The following is a 21,270-nucleotide window of genomic DNA, read 5'->3' as shown; positions in this document are numbered from 1 at the left end:
GCGGCCCGGGTCAGCGGCCCGCGCTCACGTGCCGCAGGTCAGCCGCGGCCAGTCCGCCAGGTCCCGGAGAAGTTCCCGGTCGTGGGTCGCGACGACGACGGCGGCGCTGGTGGCGCGTACCGCTTCGGTGAGTTCGTCGACCAGGGCCGGCGACAGGTGGTTGGTCGGCTCGTCGAGCAGGACCAGCCCGGGCCGCGCGGCGAGGGCGAGCGCCAGGTCGAGGCGCCGCCGCTGGCCCTCGGACAGCCGGCCGACCGGTGTGCCCGCCGCCTCCGGGTCCAGCAGTCCGAGCGCGGCCAGGGGGACGGCGTCCTGCTCGCCCAGGACCCCGCGGGCCACCAGGCGCCCGAGGTGGCGGGCGTGCGCCTCGCGGGCGGTGAGCGCCGGGTCGTGGTCGGCGGTCTCCTGGGAGACCCGGACGATCCGCGCGCCCTCGGCCGCCCTCACGTCGCCGTGTGTCGGCTCCAGCGCACCCGCCAGCACGGCGAGCAGGGTGGACTTCCCGGCTCCGTTCGGCCCGGTGACGAGCAGCCTGTCGCCGCCGTCGAGTCTGAGGTCGAGCGGGCCGGCCAGCCGGCCGGCCACGGCGACGCCGTACGCCCGCAGCTGCGGGGTGCCGGGGCGGAGGGCCGGGTCGGGCCACCGCAGCCCGGGCGGCGGTTCCGGCACGTCGAGCCGGTGCGCGTCGAGCGCTTCCTGCTGCCGGCCCAGGGCCCGTACGACGCCGGGGGCGCGGGACTGGCGCTGGTGCCTGCCGGTGCCCTTGGCCGGCCGCCAGCCCGTGCTGAGCCGGTCGCGGGCCCGGGAGACGGCGTCCTGCAGGCGGCGGTGCTCGGCCCGCCGCTCCTCGTGGTCCTGCTCCCAGCGTTCGCGTTCCCGGCTCCGGGCGTCCTGCCAGGCCGGGTAGCCGCCCGCGTACAGGCGCGGCCGCCCGTCGCGGGTGGGGTCGAGGTCGAGGAAGCGGTCCGCGACGTCGCGCAGCAGCGCCCGGTCGTGGCTGACCACGGCGAGGCCGCCGTCGTGCTCGCGCAGCCGGCGGGTGAGGAAGGCCAGCCCGTCGGCGTCGAGGTGGTTGGTCGGCTCGTCGAGCAGCAGGACGTCGTGCCGCGCGCCGAGCAGGCAGGCGAGCCGGACGCGGTAGCGCTGTCCCACGGAGAGCGTGTCCAGCGGGCGGTCGCGGTCGGTGCAGGCTCCGAGGGCTCCGAGGGCGATGTCGACGCGTCGTTCGGCGTCCCACGCGTCGAGCCGGGTGGCGGTGTCGAGGGCGGTGGCGTAGCGGTCGCCGGCGCCGGGGTCGCCGGCGGCCAGGGCGAGGGTGGCCGCGTCCAGGGCGGCGAGGGCCGTGAGGGAGGCGGCGAGTGCCTCGGCGGTCAGGGTGCCGACGGTCTGCCCGGTGCGGGCGGGCAGCTCCTGGCGGGCCAGGCCGATGGTTCCGGCCCGGTGCACGGTGCCGCGGTCGGGGGTGAGGAGCCCGGCCAGGACGCGCAGCAGGGTGGTCTTGCCCCGGCCGTTCTCGCCGACGACGGCGGTCCTCGTACCGGCTGAGACGGTGACCGAGACCTCGTCCAGGACGCGCCGGGACCCGAGGGTGACGGTGACGCCCTCGGCGCGGACGTGTCCGGCGCCGCCCGCGCCGGCGGTGGGCAGGTGAAGGGAACGGTGGGAGGGAGTGGTGTTCAACGGGTGCTCCGCAGCTCGCAGTGGAGCCGGGCAGCGGGAGGTGGCCGCCCGGCGGACCGGGACGGCGAGCGCGGATTCAGCAGGGAGGGGCGCCGCCGTCAGCGGGCGGAGCGGGTCCTCTGCGACCAGATGCCTCGTGCCATGGCGCTCATGCTAGTGCGGGAGTGGTCCGGGCCGTCCGGAATTTCCCGCCCGGCGGGACCGGGCGGGACCGGGCGGAGGAGGGACGGCCGGGTGGGCGCCGCGCGCCCGGGAGGTCAGTCCCAGAGGTCGTAGCTGACGTCCTGCGGGAGGGGCGCGGGCGGGGTGCCGGTGAAGACCATCCGGATCCGGGTGAAGTGCCGCAGCCCGTCGTCACCCGGCCAGGGGCGGGGGTCGCTGACGGTGACCCGGACCGGGTGGGCGCGGAAGGTGCCGGCCGCGCAGTAGGGCACGCAGTCGTTCACCATGTCGGTGCCGGTGGCGGTCGCCCCCTGCGGGCCCCAGCTGGTCCAGCGGAGGTCCACCAGGCGGTTGTTGCCGTCCCCGCAGGCGAGGATGAAGTCCTCGGGGCGCACCTGCGGCTCGGAGGCGCAGTCGACGAGTACGACGTCGTCGCCGGGTGCCCGCACGGTGGCGGAGGCCGGGGCCAGGGCGGCGGCGAGAAGGGCGGCGGCCAGGGTCACCGCGGTGGAGATGCGGCGCCGGCGCCCGCCGGCGCGTTCCGTGCCCTCCGCAGTACGGCCCGCGTGGTCCTCCACGGCGCCCTCCCGTTTCTCGTCGTCGGCTTCCCTATCGACGCTATGCCCCCCGGCGAGATCGCACGACCGGAGCGGGCGCGGCCGGCGCCGCGGCGGTGGGGCCGGCGGCGGCCGGGGTAGCGGTGGCCGGGGCGGAGACGGGCGCCGGGTGCCCGGGGGCCGTTCCGTGGTGGCGCCGCGGGGTGAGGTGGCGTACCAGGGCGGTGGCCGCGAGGAGGGCGACCACGGTAGAGACCGCCGGCCAGCCGAACCGGGTGAGGGCGTGCACGCCGAGCCAGGAACCGGCGGTGCCGCCCAGGTAGGCGCAGGTCATGTAGGCGGTGTTGAGGCGGCTGCGGGCGTCCGGGCGCAGCGCGTAGACGCGGGCCTGGTTGGCCACCGAGCCGGACTGCATGGCGACGTCCAGCAGCAGGGCGCCGGCGGCCAGCGCGACCATGCCCGACGCACCGCCGGCTCCGCCCGCCGTCATGACCGCGGCGGCGAGGAGGACGCCGGTCAGGGAGACGGTGTTGACGCGGCCGGGCCCGTGGCGGTCGACCAGCCGCCCGGCGGCCGGGGTGCACAGCATGCTGGCCGCGCCGACGAGGGCGACCAGTCCCACGGCCTCGGCGCCCAGACGGTAGGCCGGGCCGGTCAGCAGGAGGGCGAGGCTGGTCCAGAAGGCCGAGAACCCGGCGAAGACGGCGGCCTGGTAGAGGCACGAGCGGCGCAGTTCCGGTTCGGCGCGCAGCAGCCGTACCGGCTCGGCCAGCAGTTCGCCGTACGGCCGGCGGGCGGCCGTCGGGGTGGTGACGGGCGCCGCGAGGGCGACGACCACCGCGAGCAGGAGCGTGACGGCCGAGGCGACCAGGTAGGGGGCGCGCCAGCCGAGCTGTTCGCCGAGGGTGCCGCCGAACGTGCGGGCCAGCAGCATGCCGCCGGTGGAGCCGCTCAGCAGGGTGCCGAGGACGGCCCCGCGGCGGTCGGGTGCCGCCAGGCCGGCCGCCATGGGGCCGATGACCTGGGCGGCCACCGTCGTCAGCCCCGTCAGGGCGCCGGCGGCGACGAGCGGGGGGAGGGCGGGGGCGAGGCCGGCGCCGAGCAGGGCCAGGCCGGAGAGGCCGAGCACCGCGACGAGCAGCGAGCGGTGCCGGAACCGGTCGCCGAGGGGAACCAGCAGCACCATGCCGGCGGTGTAGCCGATCTGCGTGGCGGTCACGACCAGGGAGGCGGACTCGGCGGACACGCCGAGGCCGGTGGCGATCAGGGGGAGGACGGCCTGCGGGAAGTAGAGGTTGCCCACGGCCACGGCACAGGTCACGGCGAGGAGCAGCACCAGTCGGCGGCTCATCGGGCCGTGCCGGCGGGTGCGGGCGCGTCGGGGGTGTGGGGCGTCATGGAGAGCAGTCCACGGCACCGGGCGGGGCCTGCCAATTGATGTAGCGTACGGCTTAATGATCAGCTTCGAGCTCGGCGTCGGCGATCTGGCGCACACCCGGTTCGCGCTCTCGCCGCTGGGCGAGACGGTGCTGAGCCTGAGGGTGTTGCGCGACCCCGGGGTGTCGGCGCTGCACCTGCCGTGGCGCCGGTCCGTGCTGGGCCGGCTCGGGGGTCTGGACACCGGGCTGCTGCTGTCCCTGGTCGCGGTACGGCTGACGGTCCCGGACTTCCTGACGCCGCGGCCCGACGGGTTCGAGCCGGCCTTCGAGGAGGAGCTCGACCGGGTCCGACGCACCCCGGCCGGTCTGGTCCGGCGGGACGTGCTGGCCGCGCACGCCCCGGACCCGCTGCCGGAGCCGTTGCGCGCGGCGGCCGGGCCCGAGGACGCGCCGGTCCTCGCGCTCCGCGACGGCATCTGTGAACTCCTCCAGCGGTACTGGGAGTTGGCGGTGAGGCCGGCCTGGCCGCGGATACGGCTGGTGGCCGAGGCCGATATGACGTACCGCGCGCGGCAGTTGGCCCGGGGCGGGGCGCGGCTGCTGTTCGCGGACATGCACCCGCAGCTGGAGTGGGAGGACGAGGGGGCGCGGGGCGTCCTGCGCGTCCACCGGACCATCGGCGACGGCTACCACACGCGGGCGTGCGGGCGCGGACTGCTGCTCGTGCCCAGCGTGTTCGCGCACCGTTGCGCGCCTCCGGTGGGGCCCGAGGAGCTCCCCTGGCTGCTCTATCCCAGTCGCGGGGTGGCCACCCTGTGGGAGCCCGGCGCGGGGGCCGGCCCGGCGGGGCCGGGGCCGGGGCCGGGGGCAGGGCCGGGGCCGGGGGCGGACGCGGGGGCGGCGCTGGTGCCGCTCCTGGGGGCGGCCCGGGCGCGGCTGCTGGGCATGCTGGCGGAGCCGCTGGCCACGGTGGAGCTCGCCCGCCGTCTGCGGGTCACGCCGAGCGCCGTCTCCCAGCACCTGAGGGTGCTGCACGCGGCGGGGCTGGTGACCCGGGCCAGGCAGGGGCGGCGGGTGCTGTACGGCCGCAGCCCCCTCGGTGACCGGCTCGCGGCGGTGGGGCGCGGGGAGGCGTTCGACGGGCCACCCGAACAGGGAGTGACGATCCCATAACTCCACGTCACACCAGGGGCATTCGGGTCGCACCCGGGCAGGAATCGGAAGGGGGGCTTCCGAAGGGAGGGACGACCGAGGTGCTGATCGACCTGTTCGCCCGGCTGCGCGGCCGGCGACCCGCCGCGCCCGTGGTGTTCACCGCGGACTTCACATCGACCCGCCAGTGGGTGGCGGGGCGGTCCTGGGCCTATCCGGACGGCGGTCCGGTCAACCCGCGTGACAACAAGCTCGACCACCTGGTGGCGGACCCCGCCTACAGCCGCGGCGGCGTCTTCAGGGCGACCCGCCGCGCCGACGGCTACTGGGACGCCGGCCTGCTGACCACCGAGGGCAGCGAGGAGGGGTTCATGGTGCGCACCGGCGACGTACTGGAGACCCGGGTGAGGCTGCCCGTGGAGCTGGGCGCCTGGCCCGCGGTGTGGACCTGGCGGGACGGCGACCAGGAGATCGACGTCTTCGAGTACCACCCGGACAACCCCGACCTGCTGGAGCTGTCGAACCACGTGCGGGGCGGGTCGCACTACCACCGGGACGCGGCGGCGGTCCGGCCGGGCGAGTGGGTGGACCTGGAGGTGGAGTTCGGCGCCCGCTCGGTCGCGTGGCGGGTGAACGGGGCGGCGGTGTTCGCCGACCGGCGCGGCGTGGGGCGGCACTGGCACGCGTACCTGATCGTCAACCTCTCGGTCTGCGCGGGGCGTTACCACCCGGCCCCGGAGCCGGAGGTGACGGAGATGTCGTACGAGGTGGCCCATCTGCGGGTGCGGCGCCCCTGAGGGGCGGGCGGTGGGGAGGGGCGGGGCCCTCTTTGGACCGCGCCGGATGGCGTAGCCCGAAATCGCCCCATATTGTTACAAACAGTGCGCTTCCCGTAGCGCACTGCGACCGACGCACCAGGCAGACCCGGCGTCGGCGAACGGAGCATCTCATGAACGAAACAATCACGCCCGCGGCCCCAGGAACCGACGGCCGCGGGCTCCCCGACCCCCTCACCACCGGCGGGACGAGTACGGACCCCATGGACACCCTGCTGACGCAGGTGGCCACCTACCGCCCGCTGGAGCAGGTCACCACCCTGGTGGCACTGCTGAACAAGACGGAAGACCACCCCGAACTCGTCCACCAGGCCCTGCGGACCGCCGCCGTGGCCAGGCCCGTCCACGAGGTCGAGGAACTGATCGGCCTGCTGGGGAACTCCCCCTTGCAGACGGCGGAGGTGGAGATCGCCCTGCGGGCGCTCGCCGCCGAGCGCCCCATCGAGGACGTCGCCCTGCTGATCAGCGGCCGCGCGGCCCGGGCACCCGGGGAACCGGTGCCCGGTCCCGACCCCTGGACGGAGCCCGGAGCACCGGCGGAACCCGCGGCCGGCCCCCCGGCCCCCACGCCGGCGGACGCCGTGGCCGTGGCAGGGCCCGAAGACGGCACCGGGAACCGCCCGGGCTGGGCGGTGCGGGCTCCGCAGCCGCCGGCCGCGGCCCCGCCCGACCGGGCCGGACGGCCTGACCCGCGTACGGCGGTCCGGGGCGGCCGCGCCGCTGCCGCCGAGGCCGGTGCCCCCGATTGGGGGCGTCGCACCGACGCGCCCCGGGACGCCGCGCGTACGCCGGCGGTCTGGCGGCGGGCGTTGCGGTGGCCGCTGGTCCTGGCGCTGCTCGCCGTAGCCGGCCTGCAGCTGCCCGCGGAACCGCAGGCCCTGGCCTCGGCCGCACCCGGCCACCTGGTCGTGGTGCTCGGCGGGGCCGTGTGCCTGCTGCTCGGCCTGCTGGTGGCGGTGCGCGACTCCGCGGTGGTGTGGCGGCAGGCCGCCCTCGGCGCCGCCGTGGTCGTGGTGCTCCACCTGCTGGCGCGTGCGGCCCGGTTCGACGCCCTCACCGGCTGCCTCGGGGAGACCGTCCCCGGAGCGGACGTGACGGTGGTGCTGTGCGCCGCGGCCGCGGCCGTGCTCGCCGCGGCCCCGCCGCGGCTCGCGGTGAGGCGGCGGGCCGCCGCCGAGTGAGCCGGGCACGGCGGCGGGCCCTGCCCGGCTGACCCCGTGCACGGCGCGCGACACCCGGGACCCCGGGCCGTCAACGACGGCCCGGGGTCCTCGCGCGCCCTCACCGCCCGCCGGCTACTGCGCCAGGCCCACCTTCGCCAGGTAGTCGGCGTCCTCGGACAGCCTGCGGCGGCGTTCCTGTTCCGCGGCGCGCTCCGACTCGTCCCGCAGCGCGAGTCCGGTGCGCAGGAGCGTCGCTCTGGGCACCGGCACGCGCTGGCCGGGCTGCTCCGTGAACGGCCGGAGTTCGCCGGCCAGCGCCTGGGCGTCGTCGGAGCCGCCGCGCCGGAGCGAGAGGAACACGCGGGCGAGCCAGTCGGCCGGTACCTGCACCATGAGATCCGTCATGCAGGGGCAAACGATCAACGTCGGGCCGCGTGACGGTGCGACACCCCCACGGAGCACCGCACCCGAACGGGCGCCCGCTTCCCCGCCCGCCTCCCTACGCCGGCCGCGCGTCGGCGCCGAGGTGCTCCAGCGCCGCCTTGAGCGCCACCTCCAGCGCCCGGTCCCCGGGCACGGCCACGTCGGGCTGCACGCCGACGCCTTCCCAGTTGGTGCCGGTGACCGCGTTGACGGCCCGGGCGGCCGGCACGGTCACCAGGACGTGCTCGGTGACCGGGTGGCGGGCCGTCGGGTGCGCCCCGCCGCGCGTGGTCTCCCCGACGACGACGGCCCGGCCGTGGGCCTGGAGGGTGTACGCCACGTCCTCGCCGCCGGAGAAGGTGGTCGCGCTGGTGAGCACGTACACGGGCCGGTCCGGGTAGCGCGGGCCGGGGAGGTACGGGAGGGTCCAGAACTGGCGGGTCTCGCCGTTGGCCCGCTCGTGCATGTCGTTGAGGTGGACCTGGTCGTCCGTGAAGAAGTAGCTGCACCACATCGCGGCCCCCTCGGGCGATCCGCCGAGGCAATCGCGCAGGTCGAGGACGAGGGCGGGGCTGTGGGCGACCAGCTGCATGGCCGCGCCGATCGCCGCGGCGCCGCCGTCGGCGGTGGCGATGCGCGTCAGGTCGATCAGGCCGATGCCGCCGTCCAGCCGCTCGACGCGGCGGACGCCCTGGTTCTCGGTCCTGAGGAGCGCGGCGAAGGCGGCGCGGCCCTCGTCCTGGTCCTGCGGCTCCAGTGACTGCGGCCGGTCGGACCACAGCAGCCGCAGGTGCTTGTCCGGGCACACCTCCTGGAAGTGCGCGGTGACCGTCTCGCAGAGGGCCGGGCCGTCGAGTGCGTCGTACTCCCCCGCCGCGGCCCGGCGCCGGATCGCGGCGTCGAGCTCCATGGCCTTCTCGGGGAAGACGTACCCTGCCCGGATGCGGTCCAGGGCCTGTCCGATGATCTGTTCGTTGGTGAGCACGAAGCGGGATAGTAGGCCGGATCCACCCCCGTTCACGAGGGGTTTTCCGGCGGCACGGGCCTGCGGTCCGGTACGGCGTTCGCCGTCGGCCGGTGCCGGGTAGGCGCGCGGCATGAGTTATGTCTCCGCCGGCCGGGAGTACGCGCGCGACGACCGGTACCTGACCACCCGGATCACCGCGGACGGACGGGACGGCTTCCCCGTGGAGCCGGGCCGCTACCGGCTCGTGGTGAGCCGGGCCTGCCCGTGGGCGAGCCGGGCGGTGATCGTACGGCGGCTCCTGGGGCTGGAGCGGGTGCTGCCGATGGCGGTGGCCGGGCCGGTGCACGACGACCGCAGCTGGACCTTCGACCTCGACCCGGGCGGGCGCGACCCGGTACTGGGCATCGAGCGGCTGCGCGAGGCGTACCTGGCCCGGGACCCCGCCTACGACCGGGGCATCACGGTGCCGGCGGTGGTGGACGTGCCGACGGGGCGGGTCGTGACGAACGACTTCGCGCAGATCACGCTGGACCTGTCCGTGGAGTGGAGGGCGCACCACCGCGAGGGGGCGCCCGAGCTCTACCCGCCCGCGCTGAGGTCCCGCATCGACGAGGTGAACGCCGAGGTCTACCGGGACGTCAACAACGGTGTCTACCGTGCCGGTTTCGCCGGGTCCCAGGAGGCGTACGCCCGCGCCTACGAGAGCCTCTTCGCCCGCCTCGACGCACTGGCACGGCACCTGGAGCGGTCCCGGTACCTCGTCGGCGACACCATCACGGAGGCGGACGTGCGGCTGTTCACCACGCTCGTCCGGTTCGACGCCGTCTACCACGGCCACTTCAAGTGCAACCGGCGCAAACTGGCGGAGACGCCGGTGCTGTGGGCGTACGCGCGGGACCTGTTCCAGACGCCCGGCTTCGGCGACACCGTCGACTTCGACCACATCAAACGGCACTACTACACGGTCCACGACGACATCAACCCGACCGGGATCGTCCCGGCCGGCCCGGACCTCTCGGGCTGGCTCGAACCGCACGACCGCGCGGAGCTGGGCGGGCGGCCGTTCGGTGACGGGACCCCGCCGGGGCCGGTGGCGGCGGACGAGACCGTGCCCGCCGCGCACACCCCGCTGGGCGGGTGAGCGCCGGTGCTCAGGCCGGGCCGTCCTCCCGGATCCGGCGGGCGCGCGCCGCGTCCAGGGCCTCGTCCAGCGCCAGGGCCGCGGTGATCAGGGCGAGGTGGGTGAAGGCCTGCGGGAAGTTGCCGAGCTGCTCACCGGTGGGGCCGATCTCCTCGGCGAACAGGCCGACGTGGTTGGCGTAGGTGAGCATCTTGTCGAAGGCGTAGCGGGCCTGTTCGACGCGTCCGGCCCCGGCGAGGGCGTGCACGTAGAGGAAGCTGCAGAACGAGAACGTGCCTTCACGACCGCGCAGTCCGTCCGGGGAGGCCGCGGGGTCGTAGCGGTGGACCAGGCTGTCGGCGACGAGTTCGGCGTCGATGGCGTCCAGGGTGGCGAGCCAGCGCGGGTCCTCGGGCGTGACGAAGCCGACCAGGGGCATCAGCAGCAGCGAGGCGTCGAGGACGGTGCTGCCGTAGTGCTGGACGAACGCGCGGCGGTCGTGGCTCCAGCCCCGCTCCATGACCTGCCGGTAGACGGCGTCTCGGGCGGCGGTCCAGCGGGCGAGGTCGGCGGGGCGGCCGAGGGCGGTGGCCTGGCGGATGGCGCGGTCGAGGGCGACCCAGCACATCAGGCGGCTGTAGGTGAAGTCCTGGCGTCCGCCGCGGGTCTCCCAGATGCCCTCGTCGGGACGGTCCCAGTTCTCGCAGAGCCAGTCCACCAGCGCGGCGAAGCCCTGCCACGCGTCGTGGCCGATGACCCGGCCGGCCCGGCCCGTCTGGGCGAGGCCGTGGACGGCCTCCCCGTAGATGTCCAGCTGGAGCTGGTCCGCGGCGCCGTTGCCGGCCCGGACCGGGGCCGAGCCGCGCCAGCCGCGCAGGTGCCCGAGGACCTCCTCGGTGAGGTACGGGTCCCCGTCGACGCGGTACATGATCTGCAGGGGCTCCCCGTTGGGGGCGCGGCCGGCGTGGACCCGGTGCCCGAGCCACTCGCGGAAGGCCTCCGCCTCCTCGGTGAAACCGATGTCGCGCATGGCCCGCACCGACAGGGAGGCGTCGCGGACCCAGGTGTAACGGTAGTCCCAGTTCCGTTCGCCGCCCTCCTGCTCGGGCAGCGCCATGGTGGCGGCGGCGATCGGCGCGCCGGTGGGCGCGTAGGTGAGCAGCTTCAGGGTGATCGCGGAGCGGTTGACGGTCTGCTGCCAGCGACCGCGGTAGGTGCAGCGGGCGAGCCAGCCGTGCCAGAACCGGCACACGGCGGTGAACTCCTGCCAGGCACCGGCCATGGTCGGCGGCGCTTCCCCGGCGTCCGGGCCGATACCGCCGAACGTCAGGACCAGGCCGGCGTGTTCCCCGGCGTTCAGGGTGACGGTGGCGCGTACGTCCTCCCCGTCGGCCTCCAGCGGCAGCGGACCCAGCGCGTGCAGGTGCGCGCCGGTCCCGGGTGCGTCGAAGCGGGCGGTGGCGCCGTCGAGGGTGAGCCGGTGCGCGGCGCGGCCGTAGTCGAAACGCGGCCGGCACTCGGCGGTGAAGCGGACGGTGCCGCGCACGGTCCGCAGGAAACGGACGATGCGGTGCCGGGTGGTGGGGGTGCGGGGGGCGTCGACGGGCATGAAGTCGACGACCTCCCCCACGCCGCCGGGGGTGAGGAACCGGGTGATGAGGACGGCGGTGTCGGCCAGGTAGAGCTGGCGGGTGGTGACGTCGGGGGCGTCGGCGGTGACCGAGAAGTGGCCGCCCCGTTCGTCGTCCAGGAGGGCGGCGAAGACGCTGGGCGAGTCGAAGCGGGGCGCGCAGAACCAGTCGAGGACCCCGTCGGAGGAGACCAGCGCGCAGGTCTGCAGGTCGCCGATCAGACCGTGCTCGGCGATCGGCGGGTAGCTGCGGCGCATGGGTCCTCCTCGGCGGGGTGCGGCGGCCGGCGGCCGGCCCGGCCGGACGGTGGAGGCCCGTCCTGTGTACCTTCGTCCCGGCCGGCCGCGCCGTCCATCGGCGTTGCTCCGTACGGGCGTCCTCCGACGGGCCCGCCGGCGCCGGACGCCCGGCCCGCCCTCGTTCAGCCGCCGGTGGCGAGGCGACGGCCGCCGCCGGCGGCCGCTTCGGCGAGGACGCCGGCCAGCCGCCCGGGCTCGGACAGCATCGGGTAGTGGCCGGTCGCCAGCTCGAAGAAGGTGACGCGGGCGTCGGCCATCCCCGCCAGGCGGGGGTCCCCGGACCGGTACAGCGCCTCGACCGTCGCCAGGGTGACGCCGTTGTCGGTGCAGAAGACGCCGGTGCCGGGCAGCGACCACACCGCGCCGGTCAGCCGCAGCGGTTCGGTGAAGCAGGCGTAGGGGTGCGGCGCGGCCAGCCGGCGCATCCGGTCCAGGGCCGGCCCGTCAAGACCCGACAGGCTCCCCCACTCCGCCAGCCGGTCGGCCGGCGGCAGCGGGAAGGAGTGGCCGCCTCCCTCACCGTCGACCAGCTCGCGGACGGCGGTGCGGCGCGCGTCGTCCATGAACGCGCCCTCGACGGTGTCCCCGTCCTGCGGCACGCCCGTGTCGAGGTAGACGATCCGGCCGACGGCGCCCGGCCGCCGGTCCGCGGCGCCCACCACGGGGAAGATCGCGTAACTGTGCCCGACGAGGACCGCGTCCGTGCAGCCCTCGTGGTCCAGCACCTGCACCAGGTCCTCCACGTGCGTCGCCAGGCCCGTCGCGGGGGTGGCGAGGTGGCGCCGGTCCCCCAGACCCGTGAGGGTGACCGGGACGGCGCGGTGGCCCCGCGCGGTCAGCTCCGCCGCGACCTCCCGCCAGGCCCAGCCGCCCAGCCAACCGCCCGCCACCAGTACGAAGTCCGCCATGCCGGTTTCCCTTCCGTGCGCCTGATACGTCGTGGGCCGCGCGCGCCTCGGGCACCGTCCGTGCCGGAGGACCGGAGGAGCGGAGGACCGGAGGGCGTTGCTCGCGGCGGACGTACCTTAGGAACTGACGCAGGGGGAGATTCGACGGCGGGGGGCGGACATGGACGAACACGCCGGACGCGCGCGGGGCCCCTGGGGCATCGGGGAGGCGGCCGCCCGCACGGGACTGACGGTCCGCACCGTGCGGTACTACACCGAACGGGGGCTGCTGCCCGGGGTCACCCGCAGCGCGGGCGGCCACCGGCGTTACGGCGAGCCCGCCCTGGAGCGGCTGCGGACCCTGCGGGCGCTGCGCGCGCTGGGTCTGCCGCTGCCGGTGGCGGGCGAGGCGGCCGCCGGGGCGCTGCCGCTGGCCGACGCGGTGGAGGGGCGGCTGGGGGTGCTGGAGTCGGAGCTGGAGCGACTGCGGTGGCGGCGGGCGGCGCTGCTCGCGCTGCGCGGGAGCGGGCACGACGACGCCGCGTTGCGGCTGCTGGCGGCGGTGCCCGAGCCCCCGGGCCAGTCGGAGGGGATCGTGGCGTTCTGGCGGCGGGTGCTGCCGCCTCGGCTGCCGGCCCGGGTGGCCGGGGCCGTCGCGCTGGCCGCGACCCCGGTCCCGCCCGCCGACCCGACGCCCCGCCAGGTGCTGCTGCACGCCCGGCTGCACGCGCTGGTGTCCGGCCGGGCGTTCGCGGCCGAGGTGCGCGGCCGTGAACGGAGGGCGGCGCGGGCGGCGGGAATCGACTCGGACTGTCCGGACCCGTGGCCCTGTACGAGACGCTGGGCGAGGCGTACGGGATGGCCGCCGGGGAGCTCGCGGAGCGGAAGCGGCCCGGGCCGGGCGCCGCGCTGGACACGTTCGTGGCGGCGTACGCGCGGTCGCACCGCCTGGACGACTCGCCGGGCTTCCGGCAGGCCCTGCACCGGCGGCTGGCGGCGGCGAGCGACCCCCGGATGGGCGACTACTGGACCTGGGCGGCCGAGCTCGGCGGCACACCGTTCACCCCCGGATCGCACTCGGGCTCCGGCTCCGTCTCGGGGTCCGGCTCGGGGTCCGGCTCCGGCCCGGGTCCCGGCTCCGGCCCGACGCTCGGTGCCTCCCACGCCTGGCTGCTGGCCGCCCTCGCCGCGTCCTCGGGCCCGGCACCGCGGGGTGGCGGCGCGGGCTGAACGGCCGCCGGACCGGGGGCCGGTCCGGCGGGGTCGGCAGCGGCCCTCAGCAGGCGCTGCCCCAGCTGTGGGAGGAGACCCGGTCGTTCCAGCCGCCCGGCATGCTCTGCCAGTAGACGCCGTTGGGAAGGCAGACGAAGGATCCCCGCCGGTCGATGTTCTCGTAGAAGAGCACGTCCTCGTAGGCACCCGCGTAACCGCTGTTGCTGGCGGAGGAGACCCGGTCGTTCATGTTCCCGCAGCCGGTGTTGTAGCGGTAGTCGCTGTCGTCGCCGGACCACTTGCAGCTCGCGCCGCCGGCGCCGGTGTGCTCCCAGACGTACACGTGTCCGTCCGCCATGGCGGCGGGGGCGGCGGCGGGGGTGGCGGTGGCGGGCACGGTGGCCCCGAGGGCCGCGGTCAGGGCGAGGGCGGAGGCCGCGAGGGCCGTCTTCAGCTTGTGCACGGTGTGTCGTTTTCCCTTCGTGGTACGCCGCTCCGGGCGGCGGCAGAGGACGCCGGAGGCAGGACTGCCCGGCGTCGGTTCCTGTTCGGTCCTGTTCGGCGGCCGTGGCCGGCCGGTCAGGCCGGTTCGCCGGAAAGGATCCGGCGGGCCGTGGGGAGCGCGGCGCGTTGCAGCCGCAGCTCGGTGACGATGGCGGCGCGGTAGCGGTGGCGGACCCCGGCGCCGTACTCCCGGTCGAGGGCGGTGGCGGTGGCGCCCAGGCCGCTGCTCCGGGCGCAGTCCGCCTCGGCGACCGCGAGGCGGGTCTCCTCGGCGCGGGCGGGGCCGGCGGGAAGGCCGTGCACCAGGCGCGGGAGGGCCCGGCGCAGTTCGTCGGGGGTCGCGTGGCGGTGCCCGCGGGCGGCCATGCACCGCCCCCAGGCCGCCTCGGCCCGCCGGTAGCGGGGGTCCTCGCGCACCCTCGGCACGTAGAGGGGCGTCAGGTTGGCGACGGTGAGCTTGGCGGTGAACCAGCCCGGCAGGTCCCCGTACAGGCCGCGCTGTGCCTCGGCGGTGCAGCCCTCGTCACTGGCCGTGGCCACCCCGCCGCCGGGGACGCGCGCCGAAAGCCCCACGGGGCGCGGCCCGTGCAGGGCGGCCAGCGCGGCCTGCCGCCGCCGGGGCGGCAGCCCGCGGAAGTAGCGTTCGTTGGGGTCGGCGGCCTTGAGCGCGGCGATCCGGCGCTGCCGGTCCGTGCCGAAGCCGTGCGCGCGCGCCCAGGCGGGGTCGTCGATGACGTACGGGAACCTGCGCGCCGGTGCTGCGTCCTGGGGCACGTGCGCGACGTAGGCGAAGCCGCGGCGGTGCAGGCAGCGCGCGATCAGGACCTGCTCGGCCCGGGCGAGGACGCGTTCCTCCGCCGCGGCGAGCGGGAGGAGCGGGGCGGCGGGGCGGGCGGGCGCCGCGTCGGCCGCGCAGCCCGCGGCGGCGAGGAGGACGGCCGGCAGCAGGGCGAATCCGGCCGCGAGCGGGGCCCTGCCCCGGGCCCGTCGCGGCGACGGGCCGGCCGCCCGCCCCGTCTCCGGGGCCGCGTCCTTCGGGCCTGCTTCGTTCGGGCCGGTTCGGGGCACCGCTGCTCACTCTCGGGTTCGTCGGGCGGGAACACCCATCGGAATGCCCGAGGCCCGTTCGGAAATGCGGGGAGCGATCGCGGAAACGTCCCTTCCTCACCTGGACGAGTGAAGATCGGTCACCGGTGGTGATGCAGAATCCTTTCGTGAAGTCGACGGGGGTCCTGGCCGAGCTGGAGGTGTGCATGGCGGAGCTGTCCACACCCACACGGGTGTACGTGGCGGCCGGCCGTTTCGCCGCACCGGAGCCGGACCTGCCGGACCTGGCGGCCGGGATCCGCACCCTGCTCGCCACGGCCGCCGCGGACGGGGCCTGGAGCCGCTTCCTGCCCGGCTACGTGCCGCCGGCCGTCCCCCGGCTCACCGCCGCCCTGGAACCGGTGGAGACGCACGAGGCCGCCGCGTTCCTGGCCGGCGTGGCCGCGGTCGACCTCGTCTGGCCGGACCACCGCCACCTGCCCGCGGACGTCGCCCTCCGCGCGGCGGCCCGGGCGGTGGACCTGCTCGGCCCGGACGGCAGCTGGTGGACCAACCACGACGTGGCGTGCGGCGCGGTCAACGGCCTCACCCCGCTGTTCGACAGCCTGATCGCGGGGACGGACGGCGAGCACTACGCGATGGCCCTCCAGCTCGCCGACGACTGACCGTTCCACCATCGGGGGATCGGGAGCGGTCACCGGTGTGTCAGCGTGCGGGCCCACGGGCGGGTCCGCCAGGTTTGCGGGCATGCCCGCTCTCCTTCCGCCGCTGCGCCGTGGACTCGTCCCCCTCGTGGCCGCCGTCGCCCTGCTCACCACCGCCGGCCCCGCCGCCGCCGACGCCTTCGAGTCCTGCGGCTCGCTGATCACCGCCCCGCTCGAACGGCCGCGTCCCGCCGACGAGGCCTGCCCCAGTACCGACCCCGTGGTGTGCCGGATCCGCGTCATGCCGATGGACCAGAAGGTCGAGGCCCAGCGGACCCGGATGCGGTACCACGGGCTGCTGGAGGACATGCACCGCACGGAGGCCGACATGCGGCGGGCCGGCGCGACCGAAGAGGAGATCGCCAGGGAGCTCGTCGACATGCGCAACCAGGCCAAGGAGATCACCCGGGCGGGCATGACCCGGGAGGAGGTGCGCGTCCTGGAGCAGCGGAACACGGAGAAGTACGGGAACCCGCTGGGCCCGACCGCGGACCAGCTGTACGTCAAGTACGGCTCCTGGGAGAAGGTCACCGCCGCGTCGATGCGGACCAGTCACGCCGTCGACCGCGAACTGAGCCTGGTGTACCGCCCCTGCCCCGTGTAGACCCGGGCCGGGCGCGCGCGGCCGGGCCGCCCGGGGCCGCCCTAGTCGGGGCGGCGGTCCAGCGTTCCGCGGACGAACGCCGCCTGGCCCGCGTGCTGCAGGTCGTCGGCGATCACGCTGACCAGGCGCACGCCGAGGGTGACCGGCGGGGACCAGGCCTCGTCGACGACCCGGTCGAGGTCCTCCCCGGTCACCCCCTCGAGGAACTCCACGCTCCGGGCGTGGACGGCGTCGTGGTAGCCGAGCAGGAGTTCGGCCGGCGCCCGGACGGCGGCGACCTCGTCGTCCGTGTGGCCGTACCCGGTCGCGCCCTCGGCGAAGGGGAGCCCGAAGCGGGCCGCCCAGCCCTGTTCGGTCCAGGCCTGTTCGCGGCCGGCGACGTCGGCGACGTGGTCGTCCTGGATGCGGGTGAGGTGCCAGACCAGCCAGGCGATCGAGTTGGCCCCAGGGTCGACGCGGGCCGCCAGCCGGGCCGCGGGCAGTCCTGCGACGGCCTCGTGCACGACCTCCCGCACCCGGCCGAAGGCATCGATCAGCAGGTCGGCGGGGTTCATGCGCGTCTCCTCGGTCCCGGCGGCGTCCTCGTCCCAGTGGGCCTCAGCCGTGGGTCCCGCGCCACTCGGCGACCATGGCGTCCACGTCGAACGGCTTCAGCGCCAGCGGGGGGCCCGGAGGCGGCCGCCGGAGTGCCGCGGCGATCTTCTCGTTGACCCCGGCGAGGATCTCCCGCACCCGGGCCTCGGTGCGCGCCCCGGCCACCGCCCGGACCGCGTCCTCGGCCTCCTTGCGCAGCGCCAGCGCGGGCGGCAGCACGGCGACGCCCTCGCGGTGCAGCTTGCCGCGGATCCACCACAGCTCGTCGTAGGGCGCGGTGTCGTCGGCGAGGGGCTTGCCGAAGCCGGCCAGCTCCGCGAAGTCCCCCCGCTCCTGGGCCTCACGGATCTGCCGGTCCACGAACGACTCGAAGCCGACGCCCGGCGGTTTGCGCTCGGTCATGCGTCCAGCCTACGGCGGGGCCGGTCCGTACGGCACGGCCCGCGGAAGGCGCGCCGCCGGGGGCCGGTCAGCCGGCGAGCCGGTCCAGTTCCCCGCCGATCGCGTCCCGCAGGGCGTCGTGGCGCGGGCCGAGGGCGTGCCGCGGGTCGGTCCAGTGGTCGCGGGGGTACAGCCAGACCGGGAGGCGCACCAGGTCGGCGGGCTCCCAGTCGAACCGCGGCCACACGTGGGCGTGCAGGAAGCCGTCGGTGTTGCCGAGGATCTCCAGGTTCACCCGCCGGAAGGCCGGATCGGCCTGCCGGCAGGCCCGTTCCACCGCCTCGCCGAGCCGGTCCATGTCGGCCAGGAAGGCGGTACGGCGGTCCCGCGGCAGGTCGGAGAGGCGCTGCGCCGCGGGGTCGTCGGTCAGGAGCACGGAGTACCCGGGCAGGAACTGCACGTCCCCGATCACCGCGAAGCCGGCGCGCAGCCGCCGCATCACCGCGGGGTTCCGGCCCTTGAGGGCGCTGCCGATCCGGTCGTCACGCCAGTCGTCGTCCATGGCGTGATCGTACGCGGAAACGATCACCGGCCTCACCCGGACGGCGCAGCGGGAGGACGGTTCGGGCAGCTCAGTGGCGTCCGTGGGGGACGTTCCGCCTCGCCGCCGGCTCAAACCCGTTCCCGGGTGGTTTCCTTCACTCGGCCTACGCCGGTTGGCCCCTCCGGCCGAATGGCCCTCTCATGGAGTGCGGGGCCTTCACCGGCCGCCTCCCTTCAGGAGAAAGGGCACGCCCATGTACCAGATGTGCGCCGAATGGACGCCCGACCGCAGCGGTCTGCTGTGGCACGTCCTCGCCAAGGAGGCCGCTGCCGGCACGTTGTGCGGACGGCAGCCGGAGCTGCCGGAGTCCGCCGTCTGTTCGGACGGGGTCGTGGAGCACTACTGCGTCGACTGTATGACGGCCTTCCGTTCCGTGGTGCAGGGCGGCTCCGGGCCGGCCCGGGAACAGGCCCCCGCCTGAGGGCGTCACCCCGCTCGCTGATCAGAAGCCACGGTCACGAAACCGGCCACTCCTTGTGTGAAACTATGAAGAGCCGTCGCGGGTCCGCCCCCCTCTTCATATGTTCGACCCCTCACCGGTTTCGGCCACGCGGCTGTGTACTCCTCACACAAGTCGCGACGCAGTGGCGGGGGTTGGCGTGTATCCAGCGCGTCCGCCGGGCACGCTGCTGCCGGCCGACCACAAGACGGGGGTCTTTGATGACTGATCAGATTTCGTTGCCTACGGCGGAGGCCGTGGACGTCCGGGAGCCGGAGCGCGCCTGGCTGGAGGAGGCGATCCGGGTGGCCACGGCCAGCGTGGCCGACGGCGGCGGCCCGTTCGGGGCCCTCGTCGCCAAGGACGGCGAGGTCGTCGCGGTCGGCAACAACCGGGTCACCGCGACCCTGGACCCGACCGCGCACGCCGAGGTGAGCGCGATGCGGGCGGCCTGCCGGGAGCTGGGGACGTTCTCGCTCGACGGCTGTGTCCTGGTCTCGTCGTGCGAGCCGTGTCCGATGTGCCTCTCCTCCGCGCTGTGGGCGCGCGTCGGCCGGATCGTGTACGCCGCCGACCGGAACGACGCGGCGGTGGCCGGGTTCGACGACCGCAGGTTCTACGACCTGTTCGAGAAGCGGCCCGCGTCGATGTGGCCGATGCCGGTCGAGCAGCTGGAGCTGCCCGGCCGCAGGCAGCCGTTCGACGCCTGGCTGGCCCGGGCGGACCGCGTCGACTACTGACGGGCCCGGCCGGCCCGCTCGCCGGGCCGGCCCAGGGTCTGCCAGAGGAAGGTGCTGATCAGGGCCTCGTTCCAGGCCGCCTGTTCGGTGGTGGTGGCGCCGGCGTGGCCGCCCTCGGTGTTCTCGTGGAACAGCACCCGGTGCCCCATCTCCCGCATGCGGGCGGCCATCTTCCGGGCGTGCGCCGGGTGGACCCGGTCGTCCCGGGTCGAGGTCAGCAGCAGCAGCGGCGGGTAGGTGCGGTCGGCGCGGAGCCGGTGGTAGGGGGACAGCGCCGCCAGGTGGCGGCGGTCGGCCTCGTCCCGCGGGTCTCCGTACTCCCCCGTCCACGAGGCGCCGGCGAGCAGCCGGTCGTAGCGGAGCAGGTCCGTGAGGGGTACTTCGGCCACGACGGCTCCGAACAGTTCGGGGTGGCGGGTGAGCGCGGCCGTGGTGAGCAGGCCGCCGTTGCTGGATCCCTCGATGCCCAGTTGCGCGGGGGTGGTGGTGCCGCGGGCGATGAGGTCGCGGGCGACGGCGGCGAAGTCGTCGAAGGCGCGGGCCCGGCCGGCGCCGAGCGCCGCCTGGTGCCAGGCCGGCCCGTACTCGCCGCCGCCCCGGACGTTGGCGACGACGTACGTGCCGCCGCGGGCCAGCCAGGCGCGGCCGGTGACGCCGGAGTAGCCGGGGGTCAGGGAGTACTCGAAGCCGCCGTAGCCGTACATCAGGACGGGGCCGGGGGTCTCCCGGTCCGGGCCGACGACGAAGTAGGGGACGCGGGTGCCGTCCGGGGAGGTGGCGAACCGCTGCCGGACGGTGAGGCCGGTGGTGTCGAAGTGGGCGGGGGCGCGCTTGACCGGTTCGGCGGCGCGGGCGGCGCCGATCTCGCCGTGGTGGAGGGTGGACGGCTGGAGGTGGCCGGAGACGTCGAGGAAGTACGCGTCGTCGGTGTACGGGTCGGTGCCGGTGACGCATGCCGTGGACAGCGGCGGTACGTCGGCGAGCGGGCGCCGGGTCCAGGCGCCGCCGTCCGGGCCGGGGGTGAGGACCTCGATGCGGGTGGAGACGTCGGTGAGGGTCTCCACGACCAGGTGGTTCCGGGTCCACGTGTACCCGGTGAGCGCGGTCCGCGCGTCCGGCGCGAAGGCCACGGCGGCCGGTTCGCGGCCGCCGGCCAGGAAGTCCGCGAGGTCGAAGGCGAGCAGGGTGCCCGCCGGGTGCCCGAGCCACGGCGAGCGGGGGGTGACGGTCAGCCACCGGCGGTGGACGTGGGCGTCGGCGTCGTCGGGTACGTCCAGCCTGCGCAGGGCTCCGTCGTCGCCGTCCGACAGGTGGAGTTCGCCGTGCCAGGTGTCCCGGACCAGGCTGACGTACTCGCGTTCCCAGCCGGGGGTGGGGTCGTACCAGGCGCAGACCAGCGTGTCCCGGGCACCGGCCGTGAAGACGGTCTCCGCCTCCGCGAGCGGGGTGCCGCGCCGCCAGCGGCGGACCGTGCGCGGGTAGCCGGCGGCCGTCGTCTCGTCCGGGCCCGTGCCCGTGGCGACGAACACGTGGTCGCGGTCGATCCAGGCGATGGAGGTCTTCGCTTCGGGGACGGTGAACCCGTCCTCCACGAACTCCTTGGCGGCCAGGTCGAATTCCCGTACGGTGACGGCGTCCGCCCCCTCGCGGGAGAGCATCACCAGGGCCCGTTCGTAGTCGGGGAACAGGACCTGGGCACCGGCCCAGGCCCAGCCCACGCCCTCGGCGGCGGCGAGGGCGTCGACGTCGAGCAGCGGCTCCCAGTCCGGTTCCTCCTCGCGGTACTCCGCCGGCGTGGTGCGCCGCCACAGGCCGCGCACGTGTACGTCGTCCTGCCGGAAGTCGTAGAGCAGCGGGCCCCGGCGGACGGGGTAGGGGATCCGCCGGCGGTCGTCCATGACCTCCCGCAACTCCCCCAGCAGCTCGTGGAATCCGGGGTCGGCGGTGAGGACGCGGACGGTCTCCGCGTTGCGTTCGGCCACCCAGGCCAGGGCGGCCGCGCCCTCGGTCTCCTCCAGCCAGAGGTACGGATCGTCATCGTTCACCGCGTTCACCGCACCGATTGTGCCGATCCGGCGGGGACGGCGCCATGCTCCCGCCGGGGCCGCCGGGTCACCCGGACGGGCGTGCGGGCGCGTTCGGTCGGGGGTGGTCGGCATGTCACGGCCCGCAGGAGCGGTTCCGG

Annotated in this window: 22 protein-coding genes and 1 pseudogene; 10 read left to right on the top strand and 13 right to left on the bottom strand. The window is 75.7% G+C overall.

Translation table 11 applies throughout. The features are described from left to right. Positions 1-24 precede the first annotated feature (24 nt). From ACFY61_RS27210 to ACFY61_RS27200, 3 genes are all read right to left on the bottom strand, one after another. Positions 25-1,680, bottom strand: a complete 1,656-nt coding sequence (locus ACFY61_RS27210; RefSeq protein WP_389476082.1) for an ABC-F family ATP-binding cassette domain-containing protein — start codon at positions 1,678-1,680, stop codon at positions 25-27. Positions 1,681-1,937: 257 nt separating this feature from the next. Next, positions 1,938-2,420, bottom strand: coding sequence for a hypothetical protein (locus ACFY61_RS27205; RefSeq protein WP_389476080.1), 483 nt, complete (start codon positions 2,418-2,420; stop codon positions 1,938-1,940). Positions 2,421-2,460: 40 nt separating this feature from the next. Beyond that, positions 2,461-3,750, bottom strand: coding sequence for an MFS transporter (locus tag ACFY61_RS27200; RefSeq protein ID WP_389476078.1), 1,290 nt, complete (start codon positions 3,748-3,750; stop codon positions 2,461-2,463). Between the two features lie 103 nt (positions 3,751-3,853). Here ACFY61_RS27200 and ACFY61_RS27195 point away from each other — a divergent pair, with 103 nt between their 5' ends. The 3 genes from ACFY61_RS27195 (at position 3,854) to ACFY61_RS27185 (ending at position 6,947) form a co-directional block, all read left to right on the top strand. After that, positions 3,854-4,951 carry an ArsR/SmtB family transcription factor gene (locus ACFY61_RS27195; RefSeq protein ID WP_389476076.1) on the top strand — a complete coding sequence of 366 codons (1,098 nt, stop codon included), beginning with the start codon at positions 3,854-3,856 and terminating at the stop codon, positions 4,949-4,951. Between the two features lie 80 nt (positions 4,952-5,031). Further along, entirely contained in the window at positions 5,032-5,727 is a 696-nt protein-coding gene (locus ACFY61_RS27190; protein ID WP_389476074.1) for a beta-glucanase, read from the top strand. Between the two features lie 152 nt (positions 5,728-5,879). Continuing rightward, positions 5,880-6,947 carry a hypothetical protein gene (locus ACFY61_RS27185; protein ID WP_389476072.1) on the top strand — a complete coding sequence of 356 codons (1,068 nt, stop codon included), beginning with the start codon at positions 5,880-5,882 and terminating at the stop codon, positions 6,945-6,947. 114 nt (positions 6,948-7,061) lie between these two features. Here ACFY61_RS27185 and ACFY61_RS27180 read toward each other — a convergent pair whose 3' ends face one another. Together ACFY61_RS27180 and ACFY61_RS27175 are read right to left on the bottom strand one after the other, a co-directional pair. Beyond that, positions 7,062-7,334: a hypothetical protein gene (locus ACFY61_RS27180; protein WP_389476070.1), complete on the bottom strand. Its 273-nt coding sequence runs from the start codon at positions 7,332-7,334 to the stop codon at positions 7,062-7,064. A 94-nt stretch (positions 7,335-7,428) separates the two neighbouring features. Then, a complete protein-coding gene (locus ACFY61_RS27175; protein ID WP_389476068.1) occupies positions 7,429-8,337 on the bottom strand; it encodes a S41 family peptidase in 909 nt (302 codons plus the stop codon). Between the two features lie 112 nt (positions 8,338-8,449). Between ACFY61_RS27175 and ACFY61_RS27170 the strand changes: the two genes are divergently transcribed. Next, positions 8,450-9,460, top strand: a complete 1,011-nt coding sequence (locus ACFY61_RS27170; protein WP_389476066.1) for a glutathione S-transferase family protein — start codon at positions 8,450-8,452, stop codon at positions 9,458-9,460. A gap of 10 nt (positions 9,461-9,470) precedes the next feature. Here ACFY61_RS27170 and ACFY61_RS27165 read toward each other — a convergent pair whose 3' ends face one another. Then, on the bottom strand, positions 9,471-11,327 hold the full coding sequence (locus tag ACFY61_RS27165) for a glycoside hydrolase family 15 protein (RefSeq protein ID WP_389476064.1): 1,857 nt from the start codon (positions 11,325-11,327) through the stop codon (positions 9,471-9,473). Positions 11,328-11,491: 164 nt separating this feature from the next. After that, entirely contained in the window at positions 11,492-12,277 is a 786-nt protein-coding gene (locus ACFY61_RS27160; RefSeq protein WP_389476062.1) for an alpha/beta fold hydrolase, read from the bottom strand. 160 nt (positions 12,278-12,437) lie between these two features. Here ACFY61_RS27160 and ACFY61_RS27155 point away from each other — a divergent pair. Both ACFY61_RS27155 and ACFY61_RS27150 read left to right on the top strand, forming a co-directional pair. Next, a pseudogene (locus ACFY61_RS27155) lies at positions 12,438-12,599 on the top strand (MerR family DNA-binding transcriptional regulator); the annotation flags it as partial. Positions 12,600-13,078: 479 nt separating this feature from the next. Further along, the gene (locus ACFY61_RS27150; protein ID WP_389476060.1) at positions 13,079-13,486 is read left to right on the top strand and encodes a hypothetical protein; all 408 of its coding nucleotides are present in this window, start codon (positions 13,079-13,081) and stop codon (positions 13,484-13,486) included. Between the two features lie 46 nt (positions 13,487-13,532). Here ACFY61_RS27150 and ACFY61_RS27145 read toward each other — a convergent pair whose 3' ends face one another. Both ACFY61_RS27145 and ACFY61_RS27140 read right to left on the bottom strand, forming a co-directional pair. Next, on the bottom strand, positions 13,533-13,931 hold the full coding sequence (locus tag ACFY61_RS27145) for a peptidase inhibitor family I36 protein (protein WP_389476058.1): 399 nt from the start codon (positions 13,929-13,931) through the stop codon (positions 13,533-13,535). 116 nt (positions 13,932-14,047) lie between these two features. Then, positions 14,048-15,040, bottom strand: coding sequence for a hypothetical protein (locus ACFY61_RS27140; RefSeq protein WP_389476056.1), 993 nt, complete (start codon positions 15,038-15,040; stop codon positions 14,048-14,050). A 146-nt stretch (positions 15,041-15,186) separates the two neighbouring features. Here ACFY61_RS27140 and ACFY61_RS27135 point away from each other — a divergent pair, with 146 nt between their 5' ends. After that, entirely contained in the window at positions 15,187-15,684 is a 498-nt protein-coding gene (locus tag ACFY61_RS27135) for a hypothetical protein (RefSeq protein ID WP_389476054.1), read from the top strand. Between the two features lie 82 nt (positions 15,685-15,766). Then, positions 15,767-16,327, top strand: coding sequence for a hypothetical protein (locus ACFY61_RS27130; protein WP_389476052.1), 561 nt, complete (start codon positions 15,767-15,769; stop codon positions 16,325-16,327). Between the two features lie 41 nt (positions 16,328-16,368). Here the strand turns inward: ACFY61_RS27130 and ACFY61_RS27125 are convergent, their stop codons facing one another. From ACFY61_RS27125 to ACFY61_RS27115, 3 genes are all read right to left on the bottom strand, one after another. Continuing rightward, entirely contained in the window at positions 16,369-16,881 is a 513-nt protein-coding gene (locus ACFY61_RS27125; RefSeq protein ID WP_389476050.1) for a DUF664 domain-containing protein, read from the bottom strand. Positions 16,882-16,924: 43 nt separating this feature from the next. Then, the gene (locus ACFY61_RS27120; RefSeq protein WP_389476048.1) at positions 16,925-17,323 is read right to left on the bottom strand and encodes a DUF1992 domain-containing protein; all 399 of its coding nucleotides are present in this window, start codon (positions 17,321-17,323) and stop codon (positions 16,925-16,927) included. A 67-nt stretch (positions 17,324-17,390) separates the two neighbouring features. Further along, complete coding sequence (locus ACFY61_RS27115) at positions 17,391-17,864, bottom strand: diadenosine tetraphosphate hydrolase (RefSeq protein ID WP_389476046.1); 474 nt, start codon at positions 17,862-17,864, stop codon at positions 17,391-17,393. Positions 17,865-18,099: 235 nt separating this feature from the next. On the opposite strand from ACFY61_RS27115, the gene ACFY61_RS27110 reads away from it, so the two are divergent. After that, positions 18,100-18,327 (top strand): hypothetical protein, encoded by a 228-nt coding sequence (locus ACFY61_RS27110; RefSeq protein WP_389476044.1) that lies wholly within the window; start codon positions 18,100-18,102, stop codon positions 18,325-18,327. A 239-nt stretch (positions 18,328-18,566) separates the two neighbouring features. Beyond that, on the top strand, positions 18,567-19,085 hold the full coding sequence (locus ACFY61_RS27105; protein ID WP_389476042.1) for a nucleoside deaminase: 519 nt from the start codon (positions 18,567-18,569) through the stop codon (positions 19,083-19,085). Here the strand turns inward: ACFY61_RS27105 and ACFY61_RS27100 are convergent. Then, positions 19,079-21,139: a prolyl oligopeptidase family protein gene (locus ACFY61_RS27100; RefSeq protein ID WP_389476040.1), complete on the bottom strand. Its 2,061-nt coding sequence runs from the start codon at positions 21,137-21,139 to the stop codon at positions 19,079-19,081. The genes ACFY61_RS27105 and ACFY61_RS27100 overlap by 7 nt on opposite strands. Positions 21,140-21,270: the final 131 nt, after the last annotated feature.

This window comes from Streptomyces sp. NPDC012888, assembly GCF_042900645.1.
Taxonomy (GTDB): Bacteria; Actinomycetota; Actinomycetes; order Streptomycetales; family Streptomycetaceae; genus Streptomyces.
This window is presented reverse-complemented; position numbering and strand designations above follow the sequence as displayed.

Coding starts and splice junctions, on each gene's coding strand:
- ACFY61_RS27200 (WP_389476078.1), bottom strand. CDS start 3,750: ATGAGCCGCCGACTGGTGCTGCTCCTCGCCGTGACCTGTGCCGTGGCC.
- ACFY61_RS27195 (WP_389476076.1), top strand. CDS start 3,854: ATGATCAGCTTCGAGCTCGGCGTCGGCGATCTGGCGCACACCCGGTTC.
- ACFY61_RS27185 (WP_389476072.1), top strand. CDS start 5,880: ATGAACGAAACAATCACGCCCGCGGCCCCAGGAACCGACGGCCGCGGG.
- ACFY61_RS27180 (WP_389476070.1), bottom strand. CDS start 7,334: ATGACGGATCTCATGGTGCAGGTACCGGCCGACTGGCTCGCCCGCGTG.
- ACFY61_RS27170 (WP_389476066.1), top strand. CDS start 8,450: ATGAGTTATGTCTCCGCCGGCCGGGAGTACGCGCGCGACGACCGGTAC.
- ACFY61_RS27165 (WP_389476064.1), bottom strand. CDS start 11,327: ATGCGCCGCAGCTACCCGCCGATCGCCGAGCACGGTCTGATCGGCGAC.
- ACFY61_RS27160 (WP_389476062.1), bottom strand. CDS start 12,277: ATGGCGGACTTCGTACTGGTGGCGGGCGGTTGGCTGGGCGGCTGGGCC.
- ACFY61_RS27130 (WP_389476052.1), top strand. CDS start 15,767: ATGCCCGCTCTCCTTCCGCCGCTGCGCCGTGGACTCGTCCCCCTCGTG.
- ACFY61_RS27125 (WP_389476050.1), bottom strand. CDS start 16,881: ATGAACCCCGCCGACCTGCTGATCGATGCCTTCGGCCGGGTGCGGGAG.
- ACFY61_RS27120 (WP_389476048.1), bottom strand. CDS start 17,323: ATGACCGAGCGCAAACCGCCGGGCGTCGGCTTCGAGTCGTTCGTGGAC.
- ACFY61_RS27115 (WP_389476046.1), bottom strand. CDS start 17,864: ATGGACGACGACTGGCGTGACGACCGGATCGGCAGCGCCCTCAAGGGC.
- ACFY61_RS27110 (WP_389476044.1), top strand. CDS start 18,100: ATGTACCAGATGTGCGCCGAATGGACGCCCGACCGCAGCGGTCTGCTG.
- ACFY61_RS27105 (WP_389476042.1), top strand. CDS start 18,567: ATGACTGATCAGATTTCGTTGCCTACGGCGGAGGCCGTGGACGTCCGG.